This window comes from Pedococcus sp. 5OH_020, from assembly GCF_027812955.1.
GTDB lineage: Bacteria > Actinomycetota > Actinomycetes > Actinomycetales > Dermatophilaceae > Pedococcus.
The window spans coordinates 34801-53758 of the sequence record NZ_JAPYZV010000013.1; the positions used below are offsets into that span (position 1 = coordinate 34801).

15 protein-coding genes and 1 pseudogene are annotated in these 18958 nt (G+C 64.8%); 3 read left to right on the plus strand and 13 right to left on the minus strand.

Translation table 11 applies throughout. The annotated features are described in order from the left end of the window. Positions 1–34: 34 nt before the first annotated feature. From PHA84_RS19025 to PHA84_RS19050, 6 genes are all read right to left on the minus strand, one after another. The gene (locus tag PHA84_RS19025; RefSeq protein WP_270889722.1) at positions 35–985 is read right to left on the minus strand and encodes a transketolase family protein; all 951 of its coding nucleotides are present in this window, start codon (positions 983–985) and stop codon (positions 35–37) included. Beyond that, entirely contained in the window at positions 982–1899 is a 918-nt protein-coding gene (locus tag PHA84_RS19030; RefSeq protein WP_270889723.1) for a transketolase, read from the minus strand. The genes PHA84_RS19025 and PHA84_RS19030 overlap by 4 nt, the downstream gene beginning before the upstream one ends. Then, a complete protein-coding gene (locus tag PHA84_RS19035; protein ID WP_270889724.1) occupies positions 1896–2891 on the minus strand; it encodes a sugar phosphate isomerase/epimerase family protein in 996 nt (331 codons plus the stop codon). Before PHA84_RS19035 ends, PHA84_RS19030 begins: the two co-directional genes overlap by 4 nt. Beyond that, positions 2888–4420, minus strand: coding sequence for an FGGY family carbohydrate kinase (locus PHA84_RS19040; protein WP_270889725.1), 1533 nt, complete (start codon positions 4418–4420; stop codon positions 2888–2890). Before PHA84_RS19040 ends, PHA84_RS19035 begins: the two co-directional genes overlap by 4 nt. A gap of 17 nt (positions 4421–4437) precedes the next feature. Further along, entirely contained in the window at positions 4438–5373 is a 936-nt protein-coding gene (locus PHA84_RS19045) for an aldo/keto reductase (RefSeq protein ID WP_333742394.1), read from the minus strand. Between the two features lie 420 nt (positions 5374–5793). Then, positions 5794–6147, minus strand: a complete 354-nt coding sequence (locus PHA84_RS19050; protein ID WP_270889726.1) for an ROK family protein — start codon at positions 6145–6147, stop codon at positions 5794–5796. On the opposite strand from PHA84_RS19050, the gene PHA84_RS19055 reads away from it, so the two are divergent. Continuing rightward, complete coding sequence (locus PHA84_RS19055; protein WP_270889727.1) at positions 6135–6590, plus strand: hypothetical protein; 456 nt, start codon at positions 6135–6137, stop codon at positions 6588–6590. The two genes, PHA84_RS19050 and PHA84_RS19055, sit on opposite strands and share 13 nt — an antisense overlap. A gap of 618 nt (positions 6591–7208) precedes the next feature. On the opposite strand, the gene PHA84_RS19060 is transcribed toward PHA84_RS19055, so the two are convergent. Next, complete coding sequence (locus PHA84_RS19060; protein WP_270889728.1) at positions 7209–8051, minus strand: 3-hydroxyacyl-CoA dehydrogenase family protein; 843 nt, start codon at positions 8049–8051, stop codon at positions 7209–7211. Positions 8052–8215: 164 nt separating this feature from the next. Here PHA84_RS19060 and PHA84_RS19065 point away from each other — a divergent pair, with 164 nt between their 5' ends. Next, complete coding sequence (locus PHA84_RS19065) at positions 8216–9364, plus strand: serine hydrolase domain-containing protein (RefSeq protein ID WP_270889729.1); 1149 nt, start codon at positions 8216–8218, stop codon at positions 9362–9364. 624 nt (positions 9365–9988) lie between these two features. Here the strand turns inward: PHA84_RS19065 and PHA84_RS19070 are convergent. Further along, positions 9989–11240: pseudogene (locus PHA84_RS19070) on the minus strand (IS30 family transposase). A 180-nt stretch (positions 11241–11420) separates the two neighbouring features. Between PHA84_RS19070 and PHA84_RS19075 the strand changes: the two are divergent. Then, positions 11421–12470: an MFS transporter gene (locus PHA84_RS19075; protein WP_270889730.1), complete on the plus strand. Its 1050-nt coding sequence runs from the start codon at positions 11421–11423 to the stop codon at positions 12468–12470. A 165-nt stretch (positions 12471–12635) separates the two neighbouring features. Here PHA84_RS19075 and PHA84_RS19080 read toward each other — a convergent pair whose 3' ends face one another. The 5 genes from PHA84_RS19080 to PHA84_RS19100 all read right to left on the minus strand — a co-directional run bounded on the left by PHA84_RS19080 (position 12636) and on the right by PHA84_RS19100 (position 18811). After that, complete coding sequence (locus tag PHA84_RS19080; RefSeq protein WP_270889731.1) at positions 12636–13910, minus strand: ABC transporter substrate-binding protein; 1275 nt, start codon at positions 13908–13910, stop codon at positions 12636–12638. 99 nt (positions 13911–14009) lie between these two features. Then, on the minus strand, positions 14010–14834 hold the full coding sequence (locus tag PHA84_RS19085) for a carbohydrate ABC transporter permease (protein WP_270889732.1): 825 nt from the start codon (positions 14832–14834) through the stop codon (positions 14010–14012). Then, positions 14831–15652, minus strand: a complete 822-nt coding sequence (locus PHA84_RS19090) for a carbohydrate ABC transporter permease (RefSeq protein WP_270889733.1) — start codon at positions 15650–15652, stop codon at positions 14831–14833. The genes PHA84_RS19085 and PHA84_RS19090 overlap by 4 nt, the downstream gene beginning before the upstream one ends. Before the next feature lie 476 nt (positions 15653–16128). After that, a complete protein-coding gene (locus PHA84_RS19095) occupies positions 16129–16920 on the minus strand; it encodes an IclR family transcriptional regulator (RefSeq protein ID WP_270889734.1) in 792 nt (263 codons plus the stop codon). Positions 16921–17125: 205 nt separating this feature from the next. After that, positions 17126–18811: a hypothetical protein gene (locus tag PHA84_RS19100; protein WP_270889735.1), complete on the minus strand. Its 1686-nt coding sequence runs from the start codon at positions 18809–18811 to the stop codon at positions 17126–17128. Positions 18812–18958: the final 147 nt, after the last annotated feature.

An 18958-nucleotide genomic window follows, 5' to 3' on the forward strand; every position in this document is an offset into this window, starting at 1 on the left:
GGAGACGAGTCCGCTCGCGTGCGACCTTGGCACCCTACGCGAGTAGATCGAGCGCTGCCGAGACGATGCCCTCCTCACTGATGCCGAAGTGGTCGAGAAGCCATTCCACTGAGCCTGTGGGTGCGAACTGGTCCCGCACACCGACGAAACGGACAGCGACAGGGTGGTGCTGGACGACGAGTTCCGCCACGGCTCCGCCGAGTCCCGTCGTCAGTGCTTCCTCCACTGTCACAATTCCGCGGGTCTCCCGAGCGGCCGCCAGAATCGCCACTTCGTCCAAGGGCTTTATCGTCGGCACAGACAACACCCGAGCCGATATCCCGTCGGCGGCGAGTGACTCGGCGGCGGCCAGGGCACGGCTCACGACGGTACCGATAGCGGCCAGAGTGACATCGTTGCCGTCTCTGAGAGTGACGGCCTTGCCCGGCACGAATCCGTAGTCCGCATGGTTCACCATTGGGACGCCCATTCGACTGACACGGATGAAGACTGGTCCGTCATGAGCGGCCGCCCAGCGGACTGCCTGAGCCGTCTCGATCGGGTCACTCGGGACGACAACGGTGAGCCCTGGGATGGTCCTGAGCCAGCCGAGGTCCTCGATTGAATGGTGGGTCGGACCCAGTTCGCCGTAGGCCATGCCGGGGCTCTGACCCACCAAGACGATGTTGTGCTGTGAATAGGCGGCGTCGACCTTGATCTGTTCCATGGCGCGAGCGGTGAGGAAGCAGGCAGCCGCGGAGACGAACGGTACTTTGCCTCCGTTCGCCAGCCCCGCACCCACGCCGACCATGTTCTGTTCTGCAATCCCGACATTGATGAGGCGATCGGGGAACCGCTTCTGGAAGGGTCCGAGCTTGCTCGAACCGACAGAATCGTTGACGACGGCAACGATTCTGTCGTCGGTCTCGGCCAACTCCAGCAGGGCCTCGACCCACGCGTCTCGGCAGTCGTGCAGTACCGGGATGTCTGTCTCGATGGTGCTCATGGTGCCTCCAGCTCGGAAAGGGCCTGCGCTACCTGGTCGGGTGACGGAACCTTGTGGTGCCAGGCCACATCGTTCGCCATGAAGGAGATCGGGTGGCCCTTGACGGTGTGCGCGATGATCGCTGTTGGTTGGCCGGAGGGTGCCGGCACGTTGCGGAAGGCCTCGGCGAGCGCTCCATGGTCGTGACCATTCAGGTCGATCACGGCAAAGCCGAAGGCTCGCAGTTTGTCCGCCAGCGGCTCGAGATCGTTGGTGTCGGAGACCGCTGCCCCCTGCTGCAAGCGATTGCGATCGACGATGACGCACAGCTGGGACAGCCGGTGGTTCCCGGCAGTCATCAGGGCCTCCCAGTTGGAGCCCTCCTGAAGCTCGCCATCGCCAACTACGACGAACGTGCGCCGTGATGAGCCGTCCAACCGGCCGGCGAACGTAGTCCCCACGGCGATTGGCAGCCCGTGCCCTAGCGGGCCTGTGCTGGCTTCGACGGCTGCGATCTTGGTGCGAGCGGGGTGTCCGTTCAGTTGCGCAAGCGGTTTCATGAATGTGGACAGTTGCTCGGGGGGTAGGAAGCCAGCCATGGCCAGCGTCGTGTACAGGGCGGCGGCCGCGTGACCTTTAGAGAGGATGAAGCGGTCGCGGTCTGGTTCACCCAGGTGATCCGGGCTCATGTTCATCGAGTGGAGGTACAGGGTCACCAGGATGTCGATGACCGAGAACTCTCCCCCGATGTGTCCGAGGCCCGCGGCGCGCACCATCGCGATGTCGCGCCGACGAACGAGGCGGGCGGCCTCAGCCAGGTGCGCGACGACTTCGCCCTCGGTGACACCGTCTGGTACCCGTCCGAGCACTGAGAACGCGTCGGACAGGACCATGCTTGAGTCGACGTCTGGGACCAGGTCTTCTTCTGTGGTCATGACTCGCTCCTCAGGCAGCTGAACAGTACATCCTGGACGAGACGCTGCGCACCAAGGGCGTCCTCGTTCGACTGCGCCTCACGGAGAGCCGCGATATCGAGTTCCTCCAAAGCCCGATGGATCCCCTTGAGGAAACGAATCGACAGTCGGGCGGCTTCGACAGTGTCCTCGCGGAAGGGGAACTGGTCGAGCTGCCAGACACCTTGCCAGTTGTTCACCTTGAGCGTGTAGAAGAACTCAAACACCTCCACCGGGTGGACCGTGCCAACAACCATGTCGTCGTCCCACCCGCGCAGGTTGTCGTTAACGTCCATGGCCCACAGGAGGTCGTGGTCGATGAGCAGCTGCGCCGCAGCAGCAGGCGATTCCCCGCCGAAGAGTGCGTGGCCGAAATCGAGCAACACCCCCACGTTCTCGACACCCATGGCCTTGATGCCCAGGGCTGTTTTGGCGGCCGAGTCCCAAAACATCTTCTGACGCGGCTCTCGCGGCTTATACTCGATGACGATCTTGATGTCTGGGTTGGCAAGCGCGAGGTCACGCATGCCTGAAACAGCCAGGGTCCACTGCTGGTGGTGATCGACTTGGAAGGGGTAGTCCCAACCGTCCTGGCCCGGCCACACCTTGAGATAGCGAGCGTCCAGTGCGCGAACGACATCGGCGGCCTCGTTGAGCACTGCCCCGGCCTGGGCGCGCACGGCCGCGTCAGGGTTCGTGAAGGCGCCCTTTCGGAACCGACGCATGTAGATTTCGGGCGTCACGCCAACGGCCTGCAAGCCGTTTTGGGTCAGTGCCGCCTTCACCTGTTCGATGGTGACTCCGTCGGTGAACGGGTACGGCACGTCGACATAGGTGAGGTCCCCGACCTCGCCTGCACGTGCAATCTGTTCGAGGGTGCTCACGGGGGCGGCGTATCCGTCGGTGGCGTAGCGATCCACGTACGAGGCGAAGTGCCACAGGCCAGCACCGAAAGGTGGGTAGTCGGTCATCATCTTTTCTCATCTCCGTTTGGGGCGGCGGTGGGGTGCGGGCGAGGTTGGTGGGGTGCATCGCCGGGAATGGCGTGGCCGCGTGCGCGAGCTATGGCGACCCGCCAGGCGTCGCGCCGGTCGCGGGTGTTGATGCGCTGCGGTTCGAGGAGGGTGCTCGCCATGGAGGCGCCGATGGACATCCCGAGGGCCTGCGCCGCGAGCAGTGCAGCTCCCCAGGCGGACGCCTCTGGTTCGGCGGCAACGTGCACAGGGCGTTCAAGGAGGTCGGCCTGCAGTTGCATGAGAGGTCTGGACGCGCTGGCTCCGCCGTCCGCGTTCAGGACGGAGAACCGCGCGAGGCCGTCGGACTCGATCGCCTCGACGACGTCGACGACCTGGTGCGCGATCCCTTCGAGGGCTGCGCGAGCCAGGTGTGCTGGCGTTGCGCCAGCGGTCAGACCGGTGATCACGCCGGATGCCTTCCGGTCCCAGAGGGGGGACCCGAGCCCCGAGAACGCCGGGACGAACACCACACCGCCGGAGTCCGGGACACTCATTCCCAACTCGGTCAGGAACGCACCCCCGGGCGTTCCGTCGGGCGCTCCCAGGGTGCGGGCCATCCAGTCCAGCGCGGACCCGCTCGCCAGGATGTTGCCCTCGCGGGCGTACGTGGGTTCTTCGGCCTGGATCCAGGCGAGTGTGGTTGCCACGCCCGACGGCCCCGCCGCCGGGCCAGCGCAAGGGACCATTACCGAGGAACCCGTTCCGTAGGTTGCCTTGCCACTGCCGGAATCCGCAGTGGCATGGCGGAACAGTGCGGCGTGTGAATCGGCAAGGATCGCGGTGATCGGGATCCCTGCAGGAATCCCTTGGCCGCCGACGGTACGGCCGAAGCCTGCATCGGAGGCACGGACTTCAGGCAGCACCGCCTCGGGGATCCCGAAGAGGTCCAGAAGCTCGGGATCCCAAGAAAGGGTGCGAAGGTCGAGAAGAAGCGTTCTTGACGCGTTTCCCGCCTCGATGACGTGGGTGCCCGTCAACTGCCAGACCAGCCACGTGTCGATGGTGCCGACGAGGATGTCGCTTGGATCGGCGCCCCCCGCCCGGGCGGCATCGAGCAACCAGCGGAGCTTGGAGGCGGAGTAGGCGGGCTCGAGGGAAAGCCCGGTGCGGTCCCGGACCATGTCCGCCACTCCCGGAGCCTTCGACGCCGCGGCACACCAATCCGCGGTTCGGGCGTCCTGCCACCCCAAGACCGGCCCCAGGGGCTCTCCGGAGGTCCGGCTCCAAACCACCACAGACTCGCGCTGGTTCGAGATGGCGATCCCGGCGGGGAGTCGCCCGCCGGCGGCGAGGCAGGTCTCCACCGCTGCGCGAGTGGCCTCCCAGAGCTGGTGCGCATCTTGCTCGACCCAGCCTGCGGCCGGGTACGTGATCGAGACCGGGCGGGAGGCCGCTGAGACGACCTGGCGCGTGGAGGGCGCCACAAGAATGGCTTTGGTGTTTGTCGTCCCCTGGTCGAGCGCCAACAGGAGCGCGTCGTCCGACACAGGGGAAGTCGCCGGTCTCACGATTCATCCCCACCGGGGTGCAACCGGTCCTCGATGAGGTCCCAGAGGTCGTGGGGGATGCGGAGCGAGGCGTTGCCGACGAGGGCCTCAACCCGCTCGGGCGCGCTGACGCCAACTACGGTGGAACTGATCCGCTCATCGCGGGTCGAGTGTTGAAGAGCGAGCGCCGCAAGTGGCACATCGAAGCGCCCGCACACTGCGTGCAGCCACGTGACCGTTTCGATCACATCCGTCGACGGGGCCACGTAGCCGTGTCGAGGTCGCGCGGCCAGTGGCTTGGCAAGGACCCCGCTGGCGTACGGCGCAGCGTTGACGAACCCGACTCCTGCAGCCAGGCAAGCGGAGATGAGCGGCTCTGCCGACCGGTCGAGCAACGTAAACCGGTTGTGGTTCAGGACCACGTCAAGAAGGCCGGTGTCGAGGTAGCGCAGTAGTTCGGGGATCTCGTAGCCGGCAACCCCGATCAGGCCGACGAGCCCGTCAGCCTTGAGCTCCCGCATGGTGTCGAGGGCACCCCCGGGCCGAACCATGTCGGCAAACTCGAACCTTTCAGGGTCATGCAAGTAGAAGAGGTCTAGACGCCTGACACCGAGTCGCTCGATGCTCTCCATGAATGAAGCACGGGCTCTTGCGCCGTCGAGAATGCGCAGACCACGGCGCGGGTCGGCCTTCGAAGCGATGATCACGCCTTGTCGGTTCGTTCCTGACTCTCGTAGGGCGCGTCCGATCCGTCGCTCGCTGTCGCCGTCTCCGTACTCATTGGACGTGTCGATGAAATTGAGGCCAGACTCGAGAGCCCGGCGCACTGTTGCCACAGCGCGGTCGGGGTCGACGTCGTACCCGTAGATGTCCGGCACCCCACCCAACGGGCTGGTACCGACGCAGATTTCCGGGACCATGGGCCCTTGGGCCGCAAGGTTGTTCATCTTCATCGGGCACCCTCCATCCTGAGGCGGGACCCATGGCTCTCGAGGGCAGCAGCCTCCATGAACGGCACCCCCAGGGCTTTTGCCGGCGCCACGATACCCGTCTCGGCGATTCGAGCAACGCCAAGGATGCCTGTGCGGAGCGGTTCCACGCTAAGCCTCTCAGTCGCGGGGCGGCGCCCGTGTTCAGCAGGGCAAGGTCGTCGCTCTCGCGCTAGTCCGACGGACGAAAGTTCTGTCTGGGCCCACTCGTCGAGGAACCGCTTCCTGCCTTCGGCTGCTGGCCCTGTCGTGGGAACGGGACTCGTCTGGGTGTGCGGGCGCAGCGTTGTGCATCGTTCTACACAATGAGAGGGTAGGGAAACCTCTCCGGCCCGTCAAGAGCAGATCGCCGTCAGCGAGGGAAGCTTGAGGCGCCCGACCGGTTCAGGCCGTTGCGGTCGAGTCCAACCACGCAGATGGGTCATCCAGGACCACCGCCAGCTCCTGATAGGCAGCGCCCGAGGCGCCCGGGGCGGTGTCGAAGGCGGCAGCAGAGATGGACGGCGATACCCACCGGGCAAACAGCACGCGGTTGTGGAGGTGGGTTTCCAGGTCCGGTATAAGCATGTCGGCTATCTGACCCAAGTGACCACCCAACACGACCGAGGGGATGTCGAGGAGATTGATGGCGCCGGACAGGGCCACGCCGAGCGCCCGCGCCGCCTCAGCAATCGCCGCTTTGACTCCGGCCTCCCCCTCGCGGGCGCGCGTGGCCAGCTGGTCCGGTGGGGTGTCCAACGGCAGTCCGGCGGGCAAACCTCGCGTGGGAAATCTTCGCCGAGCGGTTCGACACCCTCACTTCAGCCCGGTACAGCGTCAGCCTCTTCACCAACTACGAACGAGACATCGATCAGGTGTGGGTCAAGGTCAAAGGCACCGCAGCCGACCCCCAAGTCGACCTGGGCATCGCCCCGGCAACGGAGACGGTACACATGCTGGAGGGTGGAGAGACGGAAGCCATCACGGAACAGGGTGGCAAACCCGGGCCATGGCTCGCGCGCCTCCCCCACTTCCGTATGGCTCTCACGCCAAGCCGTGGTGAGGAGCTGCAGAGCGAGTACTTCGTCCACCGCCGCCATGCTTTGGATGCCGTCGAGGCGCTCCGCCGCCTGGCTCCGAGTTTCAGATCCATTCTCAAGTTGGCGAAATCCGCACGATCGCTGAGGACGATCTCTGGCTGAGCGGAGCATTCGCTCGTCCTACCGTCGCCTTCACTTCACCTGGTCTCCCGACAGCGAGGCGGTTCATCGAGCCCTGGAGGCAATCGAAGACGCATTGCTTCCCTTCGAGGCACGACCGCACTGGGGCAAGGGTCTTCCTCACTCCGCCAGAGCGGCTCCGGGCAGCCTTCGATCGCTTCGACGACTTCCGCGCCCTGAGGGACCGTTCCGACCCGGGACGCGTCTCCTCCAACACCTACCTGGACCGCGTGATTCCCTAAACGCACAGTTGTAGAGACTCTGCGTCGGGCAAGGGCGAAGTCCGGACCGAATGCCTCGACGGCTGGCTTGGCGACCGGCCCACCCCTGGCACCAAGCTGGTGGATCGTCCGGAGGGCACAACGATCCCCCCGTCAGAACGGCTCCGTTCGCTAGGCACCAACTCACTGGGCTGGAGGCTTTGGGATTTGTGGTTCGCGCCTGTCTGCGATCCCTCCAGTGGGGCCGGCGTCCGGTGGCGCCGAACGCCCGCCCCGCCGCGACTAGTGCACTACAACGCGGACCCGACCGTCGGAGGCGGCCACCGTCCAGTTGCGATGGCCTCGCCGACCAGACCCCGAAAGGCCCTTGCTGCTTTGACTAGCTGTCTTCCTGTGCAGGTCGGTCGCCTGGAGTCGCGGCAGCAAGGACGTCGTGCAAGCGAACTAGGGGCGATAGATCAGCGTCGCCATAGCCGTAGAACCCCTGTCCCGACTTCTGTCCGAGGTTTCCTCGCGCAACCCGAGCGCTGATCTCCTTCGGCGTCGAGGACTCGGTGCTCAGCGACGGAAAGAGACGACGCGTGACCGCCTCCCAGACATCTAGGCCTCCGCGATCCATCACTTCGAAGGGCCCGGCAAGCGCCCAGCGAGGGCCGATGCCTTGGACGACCGCCTTGTCGATCTCCTCAGCCGAGGCAACACCCTCTCGCAGCAACCACACCGCCTCGCGGATCAGAGCACACTGCAGCCGGTTCGCCAAGAAGCCATCGACCTCGCGGGCAAGGGTGACGACGGCCTTCTCCGAGTGGGTGAGTACGTCCCGCACGGCCCCCAGTGCGGCTGGGCCGGTCACAGGACTGGGGACAACCTCCACGAGGGGCACGACATCTGCGGGATGGAAAAAGTGAGCCACAAGCAGGGCTTCGGGGAACTCCAGTCCGGCAGCAAGCTCACTGGGCCGATACGTCGAGGTGTTGGATGCCAACGGTACCGATCCGGCCAAGCGCTGGATCTCGCGAAAGAGGGCCTGCTTGGCAGGTAGGTCCTCGACGATCGCTTCGAAGACCACATCGACGCCCACGACACAGTCCACCAAATTCGTGCAGGCGACGGCTGTTGACGTCTCGGGCAGGTCCACTCCGCGGGGGTCGAAAACGCGAACTACGTACCCCTTCTCCACCAGTAAACGCGCTATTGCAAGCCCCATGGTCCCGGCACCCACAACCGCCAAGGTGGCGACATCGCTTTGGTCTCGAGTGGTCATAGCGGCGCCCCTTGCTCTGTGCTGCCTCAGCGTCGTCCCTTGACTTACCAACGCATGCCGAACCCTATATACTCATTCCGTATAGGAGAAGACCTTCCCAACTATCAGCATTTGGAGGCTCTGTGGAAGCCGAGAAGAACCAGAGGATGGTGCAGCGCGAGCACCACGTAGCCCCGGGCTTCGAGCCCGTCGCCCGAGCGTTCTTCGCGACCATTCCGGACGGGCGGCAGACAGGTGCTGCCGTGTCCGTGTGGGTAGAGGGCACGGAGGTGGTGAGCCTGTGGGCTGGTACAGCCAACCCCGAGTCAGACGCTGCCTTCACCCACGACAGCCTCCTACCCCTCGCATCCGTTACCAAGGGCCTAGCTGCGCTCCTGGTCGCGCGCCTTGTCGAACGGGAAGCGCTTCCGTCCTTCGACACGCCCATCGGTCAGGTGTGGCCGGAGTTTGCTGCCCACGGCAAGGGGGGACTGTCCATCGGCGATGTCCTTGCCCATCGAGGAGGCGTCTCCGCACCACGGCGACCACTGACCGAGGCCGAAATCCTCGACCCGCTCGCGATGGCGGATGTGCTCGCCGAGCAGGAACCGTTGTGGCCTCCGGGTGAGGCATACCAGTATCACAACATCACCCACGGGGCCCTGACGGCCAAGCTCATCTCCATCGGCGATGGCCGCTCCACGGGGAGAATGTTTGCCGAGGAAATCACCGGTCCCCTCGGAGTGGATGCCTGGATTGGTCTCCCGGAGGCCCAGGACCATCGGCTGGTAACCATGGCGCTGGACCCCAGTTCGTCGCCGCCTCCCCCGTCGGGGAACCTGTGGCTGGATCGCGCGCTCGACCTTGGCTCTGGCCAGGACCTGCTGCAGCTCTTCTACGGCCCTAAGGGCCGGCGTGCTGAGGTACCGGGAGCTGGTGGCATCGGAACGGCGCAGTCCGTCGCCAAGATCTGGTCCGCGACAGTCACGCCGACGGACGGCGTCCGCCTGATCTCAGAGCAGATGGCCGAGCAGCTTCGCGCACCTCGAAGCAGCGGGGCGGCCGTGATCCCGGGCCCCCCGCCCTACCAGTCATTCGGTGCTGGGGTCATGATCCCCTCGCACTGGGAGCCGTACCTGACAGCAGATTCCTTCGGTCACGACGGCGCGTACGGTCAGGTGGCGTTTGCAGACCCTTACTACAAAGTGGGCTTCGGGTACCTCACTAGCCAGGCCGGCGACTGGGAACGCGGGCACTCCGTCGTCGCAGCCCTTAACAAGGTTCTCAGGTGACAGCGGCGCTGGTCAGCCGGGGCATTTGCACCTGCCGTGTTCGGGCCCAGCGAAGTCCCAGCAGTCCAAGGGTCGAATCCAGCTGGATGGGTTCGTCGCCCGCGTTCTGACTCAGACGCCGGCTGGCAGCGGAACGACCGTTGGGCGCGACATCGTGGTCGGAGTTCCCGCTGGCAGGGCGGTATCGCTCCATGGGTACCTTGGGGTGACCCAACTTCAATTGGTGCTCCGAGACTCCACGGGCTAGGGACCGCCACCCCTTGGTCGGTGAAGAGAGTGCGCAGAGCTTGGGTACACTCGGGAGCCGCCCCGCCGCTTTCGCGGCGTAGCATCCCCGACGAACGGTGTGAGCGCGGATATCGCTAGGTCACTCCCGTGAAGAGGCACCCTCTTCGTCCGCGCCTATCACGCCTACCTCTGTTCTGCCCCGTATGGCGGGGCCCCAAGAAGTCATCTTCGAGATCGTCGGTTCGACCATCAATGCCGTGGTGTGGACTTCTGGCCCTGTCCTCGGCGATCTTCATCGCGTCCACGACTGAGTTCTTGCCTGGCGGGTTGATTCCCCACATCGGGAGGGACCTGTCGACGGCGCTTGAAAACGAGGCCATAGCGGCAGGGTGGGTTCTAGTCAACGTCGCAACACTGGCTGGTTTGGGAGGCTAGCAGCGCGGCGAAGAGGTCGGCTGGCGCGCGGTTGTTGAGGACGAGTCTGGGTCGCCTGTTGAGCTCGTTCTCGACCCCCAGCAGGTGCTTCGCCGAGTGCGTGCTCAGGTTGGTTCCTTTCGGGAAGTAGTCGCGCAGCAGCCCGTTCATGTTCTCGTTGGAGCCGCGCTGCCAGGGCGAGTGGGAGTCACAGAAGTAGACCGGTGCCCCCAGAGTTTTGGCGATGGTGAGGTGACGGGCCATCTCCGTGCCCTGGTCCCAGGTGATCGAGCGCAGCAAGGACGCTGGCAGGTCAGCCGTCCGGTGCTTCAACGCTTGGTGGAGGGTGTCGCCGTCGCGTCGGGGAAGGTGTAGGAGCCGTACCAGGCGGGTCTTGCGTTCGACGAGGGTGCCGATCGCCGACCGCTGGTCCTTGCCGATGATGAGGTCGCCTCCCAGTGTCCGGCCTGCGAACGGTCCTGGGGTAGGAACGGGCGCTGATGGATCGACAGCATCGGCTGCTCGAACCGCGGCCGGCGCCGCTCGACCCGTTGATGGGCACGCCGGTGATCGCGGCCGGTGCGCAAGGGCGAACGGTGGTGCGGGGCCAGCCGTGATGGCCGGAACAGCACCGATCCGGGCTGATAGACGGCCTGGTAGATGCTCTCGTGGCAAAGGCGCATTGAGCGGGTCCTGCGGAAACCGGCCCTTGAGGTGCCGGCTGATCTGGTTCGGGCTCCACCGCTGCGCCAGCAGGTGGGCGACGAGATCTCGCAGCTCGTGGTTGGTCTCGAGGCGGCGCCGGTGATGCCGCGCACGACGGGCGGTCGCCTTCCGGTGGGCCTGGAACGGTCGGTAGCCGCCGCGGCCGGTGGCGTTGCGGCGCAGTTCGCGCGAGACCGTCGAGGGCGCCCTCCCGAGCCGGTGGGCGATCTGACGGATGCTCAGCCCGGCACGGCGCAGGTCGGCGATCTCGATCCGCTCGTCCTCGGACAGGAACCGGGCGCTGACCTGGCGAACCGCGAGGCGGTCCAGCGGGGGCACGAACCCGACCAGAACACCGTTGCGGTAGGTCTTGTACCCGCGAGCCCAGTTGTTGCCCGCGCTGCGCGACGCGCCGACCTCTCGAGCCGCCGCGCGGATGCTGAACCCCCGCGCCCGCAGCTCCATGAACCGCTGGCGCTTGGCCGACTGTGGGCGCCGCCCAGGCCCCTTCTTCACCCGACGCGTAGATGTCAACACGACCTCCAAGAATGTCGGAAGTGTTGCGACCGTCGCTGGGAACCGCCGCGCCGAAACCGACCAGGATTGGAGCGCCGCCGACAGGACCTTGCCCTGTCGCCCGCGAACGTCGGGCAGCTCGTGACAGTGTTCGCGTTGACCGTGGTGCTTGCTGCGACCCCCCGTCGCGCTGATGACGCGGCGATTTCCCCGGAAGGCCCTTGCCCTTTACAGGCTTCGTCGTGATCTGTCTGGGCAATCTCACGGTGACCGCCTCGCCGAGTTTCGAGTGGCTCGTCGGCGCCCGCATTGCCGGCGCGCTGGGGCACGCACTCTTCTGGTCAGTCGTCTCAACGCTTGCCGCAAACATCAGCCGCCCGAGATGTTGGGTCGCGCCACGGCGATTACGACCGCCGGAGGTTCGTTGGCCGGGATATTCGGGGTTCCGGTCGGCAACGCTTTGGGACAGGCACTGGGGTGGCGCGTCAGCTTCCTCGTCGTTGCCGGGGCCGGGCTATTGGACGCTGCGATCCTGTGGAAATGGCTGCCTACCGAGAGACCTGCCCTTGGCCGCGCCGAGTCGCAAAGACCGCCGCGTTGCGATAGCACGGCGCCCTCGGTGGCCATCGTCTGCCTCACCATCCTGATCGGCAGGATCGGCTTCGCAGGTTTCGGCACCTACAGCGCCGTGTGGCCCACCACGGTGGCCGGCTTGACCGAACGGGATCTGCCGAAGTACTTCCTGGCCACACGATGCACTGGTGCTGCCGGTGTATTTCTGGCGAGCCGGTTGCTCGACCGGTTCCCGAAGGGAGTCTTCGTTGCGTCGAGCGTCCTGGTCACCGCGCTTCTGTCCCCCTTCTCGCTGGTGGCAAGCTCGGGCCAGGGACCCTTTGTGTTCGCTGTCGGCATGCTTCTGTCCGTGGCTTTTGCCGGCGTCCCGATGGCCCTACAGGTCCGCATGGTGCGCTCGGCCTCCCCCCAGATGCGCGGAGTCGCCGGAGCCGTGCAGACGACGGCGTTCAACATCGGAATTGGTGGTGGAGCGTGGATGGGCGGTGCTGTTCTCACGCACCTGGGCGTTGCTAGCCTGCCGCTCCTCGGCGTGCTCGCTTTTCCCATTGGCCTGACCGTGATCCTGGCGTGGGATGCCCGAATGAACCCCCGGGGAAGTCGTTCGCCGCAAGGCCACACCAGCGGCTCGGACGCGAAGGTGGTGACACCCGGCGAACCGGTCCGGTGAGAGGGTTGCCTCCGACCGTAGGCTCATGAACCGACACACACTGGCTGATCCAGCAGCAATGCTCGAGTCAAACCGCCTTGTCTCGCCGGGGACACTCCGCCTGGGGCACGCTTAGGGGGCGCCGCAACTAGGTCGCGGCGCCCCTTAAGCAGGTTGTTGCTGCGCCTACTTCTTGTACACCTTCTGCATTCTCTCGGCGACACCCTCGGGGGTCGTCTTGCCCAGCAACATGGCCTGAATCTGCGAGTTCAGCGTCGCCTGAACCTCTGCCTGCACGGCGGGGAGCTGCGTGGTCTGGCCAGCCGAGTTCGCCTTCGCGAACGCCTCAAGTTCGGCCGGCGCCTTGTACTGGTCGTTGGGAAGAACCGGCACCGATGCGAAGCCTTTCGCGTAGATCACGGAGATATCCGGTTGCCCGAGGAACTCCATGAACGCCTGCGCGGCTGCCATGTTCTTGGCCTTGGCGTTAACGGTGGTTACGAACCCTGGCAGAGCCGTGATGAAGGTTTTTCCATCATTGGTCGCCGGCATCGGCGAGATCACGAAGGAGTTCTTCGGGGCCGCTTTCTGCATGACGGCCAGCACGGCACCAACATCGACGGTACCCAGTGCCTGTCCGGTGGCGGCGGCGGTACTGGCCTGATCCCGAGACCTTCCAAGGGCTCCTGGGCCAAAGCAGCCGTCGTCGAACATCTTCTTATAGATCTTGAACTGGTCCACCCACTTCGAGTTCGGATAGGTCACCTTGCCGTCGGCGAGGTCCTTGTCGAAGGTGGGGTTGGGGCCGTAGATGAGGGTGGCCGCCTGGGCGAACGACAGCATCTGTGGGCCGGCGGCACCGTCCCCCAGGCCCATCGCGTAGGCGTAGACCCCCTTCGCCTTGGCATCGGCGCAAAGCTGGTACACCTCATCCAAGGTCGTGGGGATCTTCAGCCCGACCTGGTCGAGCTTGGTCTTGTTGTAGACCGCGGACAAGGGCTGGAAGGCGCCCGGGTAGGCGTAGACCTTGCCGTTGTAGTTGAAGGAGCTCGTCCAGCCCTGCGGGATCTTGCTGGCCCAGGTCACGTTCAACGGAGCGATGTGGCCTTGTGCGGCCAGCGGAACCACACTGTCAGCGCTGTCCTTGGCGTCGCCACCCGGGAAACTGGTGAGGATGTCGGGGGCTGTGCCGGCCTGGAGCTGGGTCATGGCCAACGCTCCGATGTCGCCGCCCTGGTAGTTGAACTTCACCTTGACGTTGGGATACTTCTTCTCGAACTCGGTGACGATCTTCTCGTACGTGTCTTTGAACCCGGAAAAGAACAGACCGGTCAGTTCGCCCTCCACCTTGCCGCTCGACGAGGGGTTCGGCTGCGAGGCGTCCCCACTGGAACATCCCCCAAGCACGACTGCAGCTGCCGCGGCGATCGAGGTCGCTGCGATGAGATTCTTGCTCTTCATCGATGTGGTCCTATCTATGGTCATGTTGAACTAAACGGGTGGGGTATTGCCGAACGGGGAAGTTGGCGATTTGTTAATAGGCGATGCGCCTTCGCAGGGTCATCCCTTCAGGCCCCCCGCGAATCCGCGGATCACGTATCGCTGGAAAGCTAGATAGAGGCCGAGAATCGGGGCCATCGAGATGATCAGTGACGCAAAGATCAGGGGCCAGTTGCTGACGTACTGGCCAACGTATTGGTAGATCGCCATGGGAATCGTGACTTGATCGCTGCCGGCGAGGTAGATGAGCGGAGTGAAGAAGTCGTTCCAGATAGAGACGCTATTGAGAATTAGACAGGTCCCGAGGGCGGGACGAAGCAGGGGAACAACTATGTGCCACAACGTTCGGATGGGCCCGCAGCCATCGATCTGGGCCGCCTCCTCAAACTCTTCTGGAACGCTCGTGCGGATGAACGTGGTGAGAAGGAAGATCGTGAAGGGCAGCTGGACGCCGGGGTAAATGATGACGAGCGGCCACACGGAACCGAGCAGGCCAAGGTCACGCATCTGCACATACAGAGGGACGAGGGCGACTTGGAAGGGCAGCAGCAGGCCGATCATGAATGCGAAGAACGTGACGCTGGACAGGCGGCCGGTGGACCGCGCGAGCGGGTACGCGGCCATGGTGGCAAGGGCGAGGACCGCGAGGCATGACATCGCTGTGACCAGCACGCTGGTAATAATCGCCCCTGGCAACGGCGAGCCGTTCCATGCCTGGATGAAATGGTCGAACGTGGCGTGGGAGCTGGGAATGAAGGCCGGCGTCTGGTCGCTTTCGGGGCGGATGGAAAGATTGATGAGGATGTAAACCGGAATGAGAAAGAAGATTGTCATTCCGTACGACGTGATGGTGGTGAGGATTCGGGAGGTGCGGGAAGTCTTCACGAGTTTCGCTCCTGTCGGCGGAGCACGGCGAATTGAATGAACGCGAGGATGCCGACGAAGATCGCGAGGACGACAGCGAGCGCGGCTGCCAACCCGTATTGGGAGAACTGAGAGAAGATCTGGTAGATGAGCGTGGAGATCGTCTGCGTCTGATTGCCGGGCCCCCCGTTGGTGAGGGCGAAGATCTGATCGAAGAGCTTCAAACCGCCGATCAGGCCGATTGTCAGGTTGATCGTGATTGCCGGGGCCAACAGAGGTCGTGTGACATACCAGAACCGCTTCCAGTAGCCAGCACCGTCCAGCGCCGCGGCTTCATCTAGTTCCTGGGGCACCCCCTGCAGGCCCGCAAGGTAGATGACCATGGTGGAGCCGGTGAACTGCCAGATGACGGTGATGATGATGATCCAGAGGGCGCTCGTTGGGTTCCCGAGAAAGTCGACTTGAGCTAGACCCAGCTTCGCCAGAATGACGTTCACCGCGCCAACTTCGGGGGGACCGAAGATGTACTTGAACAGGTACCCCACAACCAGTGATGACACGACCATCGGTGCGAAGATGATGGTGCGCAGGATGTGGCGGCCGACGACTGGCCCGTGCAGGAGCAGCGCAAGGCCGAGGCCTAGCACGTTCTGGGCGACGACCACGACGAAGGCAATGTAAATGGTTCTATATGTCGCCGGTCCAGCCTCACCTTGGAACCCTTTGCGGTAGTTCTCGAGGCCGATGAAGGACGGCTTCGGGGTCGCAAACGACCAGTCCGTTAAGGACCTCACGATCCCCTGGGCGGACGGGGCCACCATCACGTAGACATACACCATCGCGGCCGGGAGGACGAACCACCACAGGCTACGACCGACGGAGCGCCTCCGACGCGATCGACGCCTGCCAGTCAACACGGCGACACGTCGCCGTGTTGGCTGCGAGGAGGGAGATAACGTCTTTGTCACCCGGAGGCCTTTCCAACTGTTAGAACGCCGTTGCGGTAATGGAGAGAGAGTAACGCCCCTCATCCTCACCCTGCAAGACCCGGCGCCCAGATTTTGGTCACCAGGCAGCACGGGCTGGCGTGCTCTCAGGTCCTCGGAGTCCGGGCCAGTGCTTTATGCACAGTGCCGATGTTGGGTACGGCGAAGGACGGCAAGAGGGCGCAGCATGACACGGGCTACGGACGCGATTCCCCGCATCTGCCCGTTCAGTTATGCCCGAAATTGGTTTGGCCAGCCCGGACTCAGGCGAGTCGGTACCAGCTTCTCGCGAATGTGCGGGCAGGTGCAGCCGACCGAGCCGCCTGAGCTCAGGCTTTGCGGTCGAGCAGCTCAGGGCGTCCGCGGAACTCCGCGATTACCGATCGAACTTCGTCGACACGCTGGAGCAGCTGGTCCAGAGGGAGTCGGAACGCTAGGGCACTGATGCTGATGGCCCCGATCGGCGGCAGCTCGTCACCGAGCCGGACGGGAAGTGCTATGCAGTTCACGCCGAGCTCGCTCTCCTGGTCATCGACACCGTAACCGCGCTCTCGAGTGAGCTTCAGCTCTTCCCACAGGGCGTTCGCCGTCACAATGGTATGTGGCGTCCGTGGCGCATATTTGTCGCCCACCAGCGCCCGTAGCTCCGCTTTTGACGTGACCGTCTGGGACAGCAGCAACTTTCCCACCGCGGTCACCCCTGCCGGGTTGCGGCCGCCCACCACCGAGGTGAGCCGGATCGCGCCAACGGGTGGATCGACCTTGGCGCGGTACACGACCTCCGGCCCGTCGAGCACGGCGAAGTGCACAGTCTCGCCGAATCGGCGGGCCAGCTCCTCTAGCGCCGGCTTGACGAACAGCCCCTCAGGCCGGCTTGCGTAGCTGCGAAACGCCAGCCTGAAGAACTCATCGCCGAGAGCGTAGATCCCCCGCCCCGGCTGCGTGGCGAGTCCCGATCGACGAAGCGTCGCCAGCGCGCGATGAACGGTCGACTTCGTCGCACCGACGTGAAGCGCCACCTCTTCGAGGGACGCGCCTTCGGGGTGTTCGGCGAGCGCGATCAGCACGGCTAGGACACGATCCGCCCCGACCAGCCGCTCGTCATCTCGCGTTTGGGTCACGTTGCAGGCCTCTCGGTTTCAGTGCCATCGTCGCCCGTTGGTTCGCTTGTGGCAGGGGTGGGTAGAGCAAGGCTATATCGGACGCGTTGTTAGTCCCACTATGGAGTCCTCGCGGATGCGGTGGGCGGTTGTGGCTGCCCGTCTGGGCGGCGACCGAGAGGCGGTGGCGACCTGCCGCGCAGGGCACGCCGCCACCGCTTGAACGTCAGCGGACGACGACTCGTACCCGGTCGAGATCCATGACCTGGGCAAATGCATCGCGGACACCGTTCCGGTTCCCTGCGACGCGTAGAGCGGCGTAGTAGGTGCCAGGCTTGTCATACCTGCACACTGCCCCGGTCTGGACGACCGGCTTGGGCGCTCCGAAGTCAGCTGTGATGTAGGTGGCGTCGCCCTCGCAGTCCCACTCGGTCGCGACGACGGCTCCTGTGTGGGGTGGCATCTGCACCTTTGCCTTGAGCGGCACGGGCTCGCCCACCGCAACATGGACCGACGCGGCGCCGCGGACCGTGAGGTCCACCGTCGGCTGCAGCCCTCGCCGCGCCGCCGCATTGGCCGGGACGGTCACCTGCTGGTCGATAATCGTGTGGGTGGTCGAGGCAGGCGGGGCGACGCCGTCCTCAGCCCAAGCGCTGAGGTCCCTCAGTCCTTGCTCCACACTGCCGAACCAGTCGATGAGGTACGTTCCGCGCGTGCCAGTTGCATCCAGGTGGTCGGCGTGGTCGTTGTAGTACAGCCTGTAGCTGTCCTGGAAGGCCCTATCACCTAGAGCCGCCTTCACCTTTTTGGAGTACCAGTCCGCATGCCATGGCAGGGCGTCCACGTCGTAGAGGTTGTCAATGACCATGACCTTGCCGGTGACCTTGCCGTTGAAAAGCGCGCCACCGCTCGGCGCTTTGCCGATCAGGGCGGGGCCCCACAGGACTGCCCGCTGCGGGTACAGAGGAGTTCCGTCGGCTGCGCGGAACTGGTCGAAACCGGTGTATCCGTCGCTGGCCGGTGGCACTTGGTGGCGGTAGTAGAACCCGAGCGCTATGTCCCAACGGTGGTCGACGGTGTCGCCCATCTTCGCGAGGACGGCACGAACCGCGCCGCCCAGCGGCGACCGCTCCGTGCCAAGGTAGCCGGGCTTGCTCCAGAAGTCCGTCACATAGGTGGGGTCGAGCTGTCGGATGGCGCTTCCGAACCCGAGAAGGCCGTCGGGTGCTGACAGCCCAAGGAGGTAGTCAGGGTTCTCCCAGGCTCTGAGCTGGACGCCGAAATTCGTCAGCTCATGCAGCATGGCGGCTTCAGCCGCATCCAAGCCGTGGTAGGGGTCGCCACTCCCGCCCGGTCGGACGGCATCCGCAATTTCTTCGGCCTTGTCGGCGAGCAAGAATCGTGCTCCAGCACGGATGAAGAACGTGTACGGGCCAGACATGGGTACACCCTGCACGAGGGGCATGAAGCCTGCCCACACTCCACTGGTGTTCTCCATGGCGCCGGTGACCTGGAACGAACCCCCGCTTGCTCCCCAGAGGTAGCCATAGATGGGACGCGATCCTGAACTGTAGTACCTGGCGGCCACGGTCCGGGCGAACTTCGCCGCGGCCGCGGCGTGGCGGTAGCCGAGCGAGAGGGTGGAGTTGCCCGCCTGGACGGCGTACCCCCCGCTGGCCAACGCGAACCCGATAGTTCGCTCGGTCGCCTTCTCGTCGGTGAACGGGTAGGTGTACTGGAAGAAGCGACCCTGCCAACGGTTGGCCGGCGGGAGATAGATGTTGAACCGGATGTCAGTGCCCTCGAAGTGGCCGCTGACAACGTGGTGTGGGGCCGGGGCAGACTGGTCGCTCTCGCTGTCGATGACAGGGGACCTGTACGTTGGGTCGACGCATGCTGCCGTGACCCACATCGGGCCTCCTGGGGTGCTCGATGCACATGTGGCTGGCGGGTCCGCGGATGCGGCTGTCGTCGGGACGAGGACAGCGGCCGCTGCAACGGCCAGACCTATCAGGGTTGCGCGCATGGCCCCTGCGGCTCGTCGGGGCTGTGAATCTTT

Excerpts from the sequence above, each read along its gene's own strand:
- PHA84_RS19025 (WP_270889722.1), bottom strand. The coding sequence starts at position 985 with ATGAGCACCATCGAGACAGACATCCCGGTACTGCACGACTGCCGAGAC.
- PHA84_RS19030 (WP_270889723.1), bottom strand. The coding sequence starts at position 1,899 with ATGACCACAGAAGAAGACCTGGTCCCAGACGTCGACTCAAGCATGGTC.
- PHA84_RS19035 (WP_270889724.1), bottom strand. The coding sequence starts at position 2,891 with ATGATGACCGACTACCCACCTTTCGGTGCTGGCCTGTGGCACTTCGCC.
- PHA84_RS19045 (WP_333742394.1), bottom strand. The coding sequence starts at position 5,373 with ATGAAGATGAACAACCTTGCGGCCCAAGGGCCCATGGTCCCGGAAATC.
- PHA84_RS19075 (WP_270889730.1), top strand. The coding sequence starts at position 11,421 with ATGACGCGGCGATTTCCCCGGAAGGCCCTTGCCCTTTACAGGCTTCGT.
- PHA84_RS19080 (WP_270889731.1), bottom strand. The coding sequence starts at position 13,910 with ATGAAGAGCAAGAATCTCATCGCAGCGACCTCGATCGCCGCGGCAGCT.
- PHA84_RS19090 (WP_270889733.1), bottom strand. The coding sequence starts at position 15,652 with ATGGTGTATGTCTACGTGATGGTGGCCCCGTCCGCCCAGGGGATCGTG.
- PHA84_RS19100 (WP_270889735.1), bottom strand. The coding sequence starts at position 18,811 with ATGTGGGTCACGGCAGCATGCGTCGACCCAACGTACAGGTCCCCTGTC.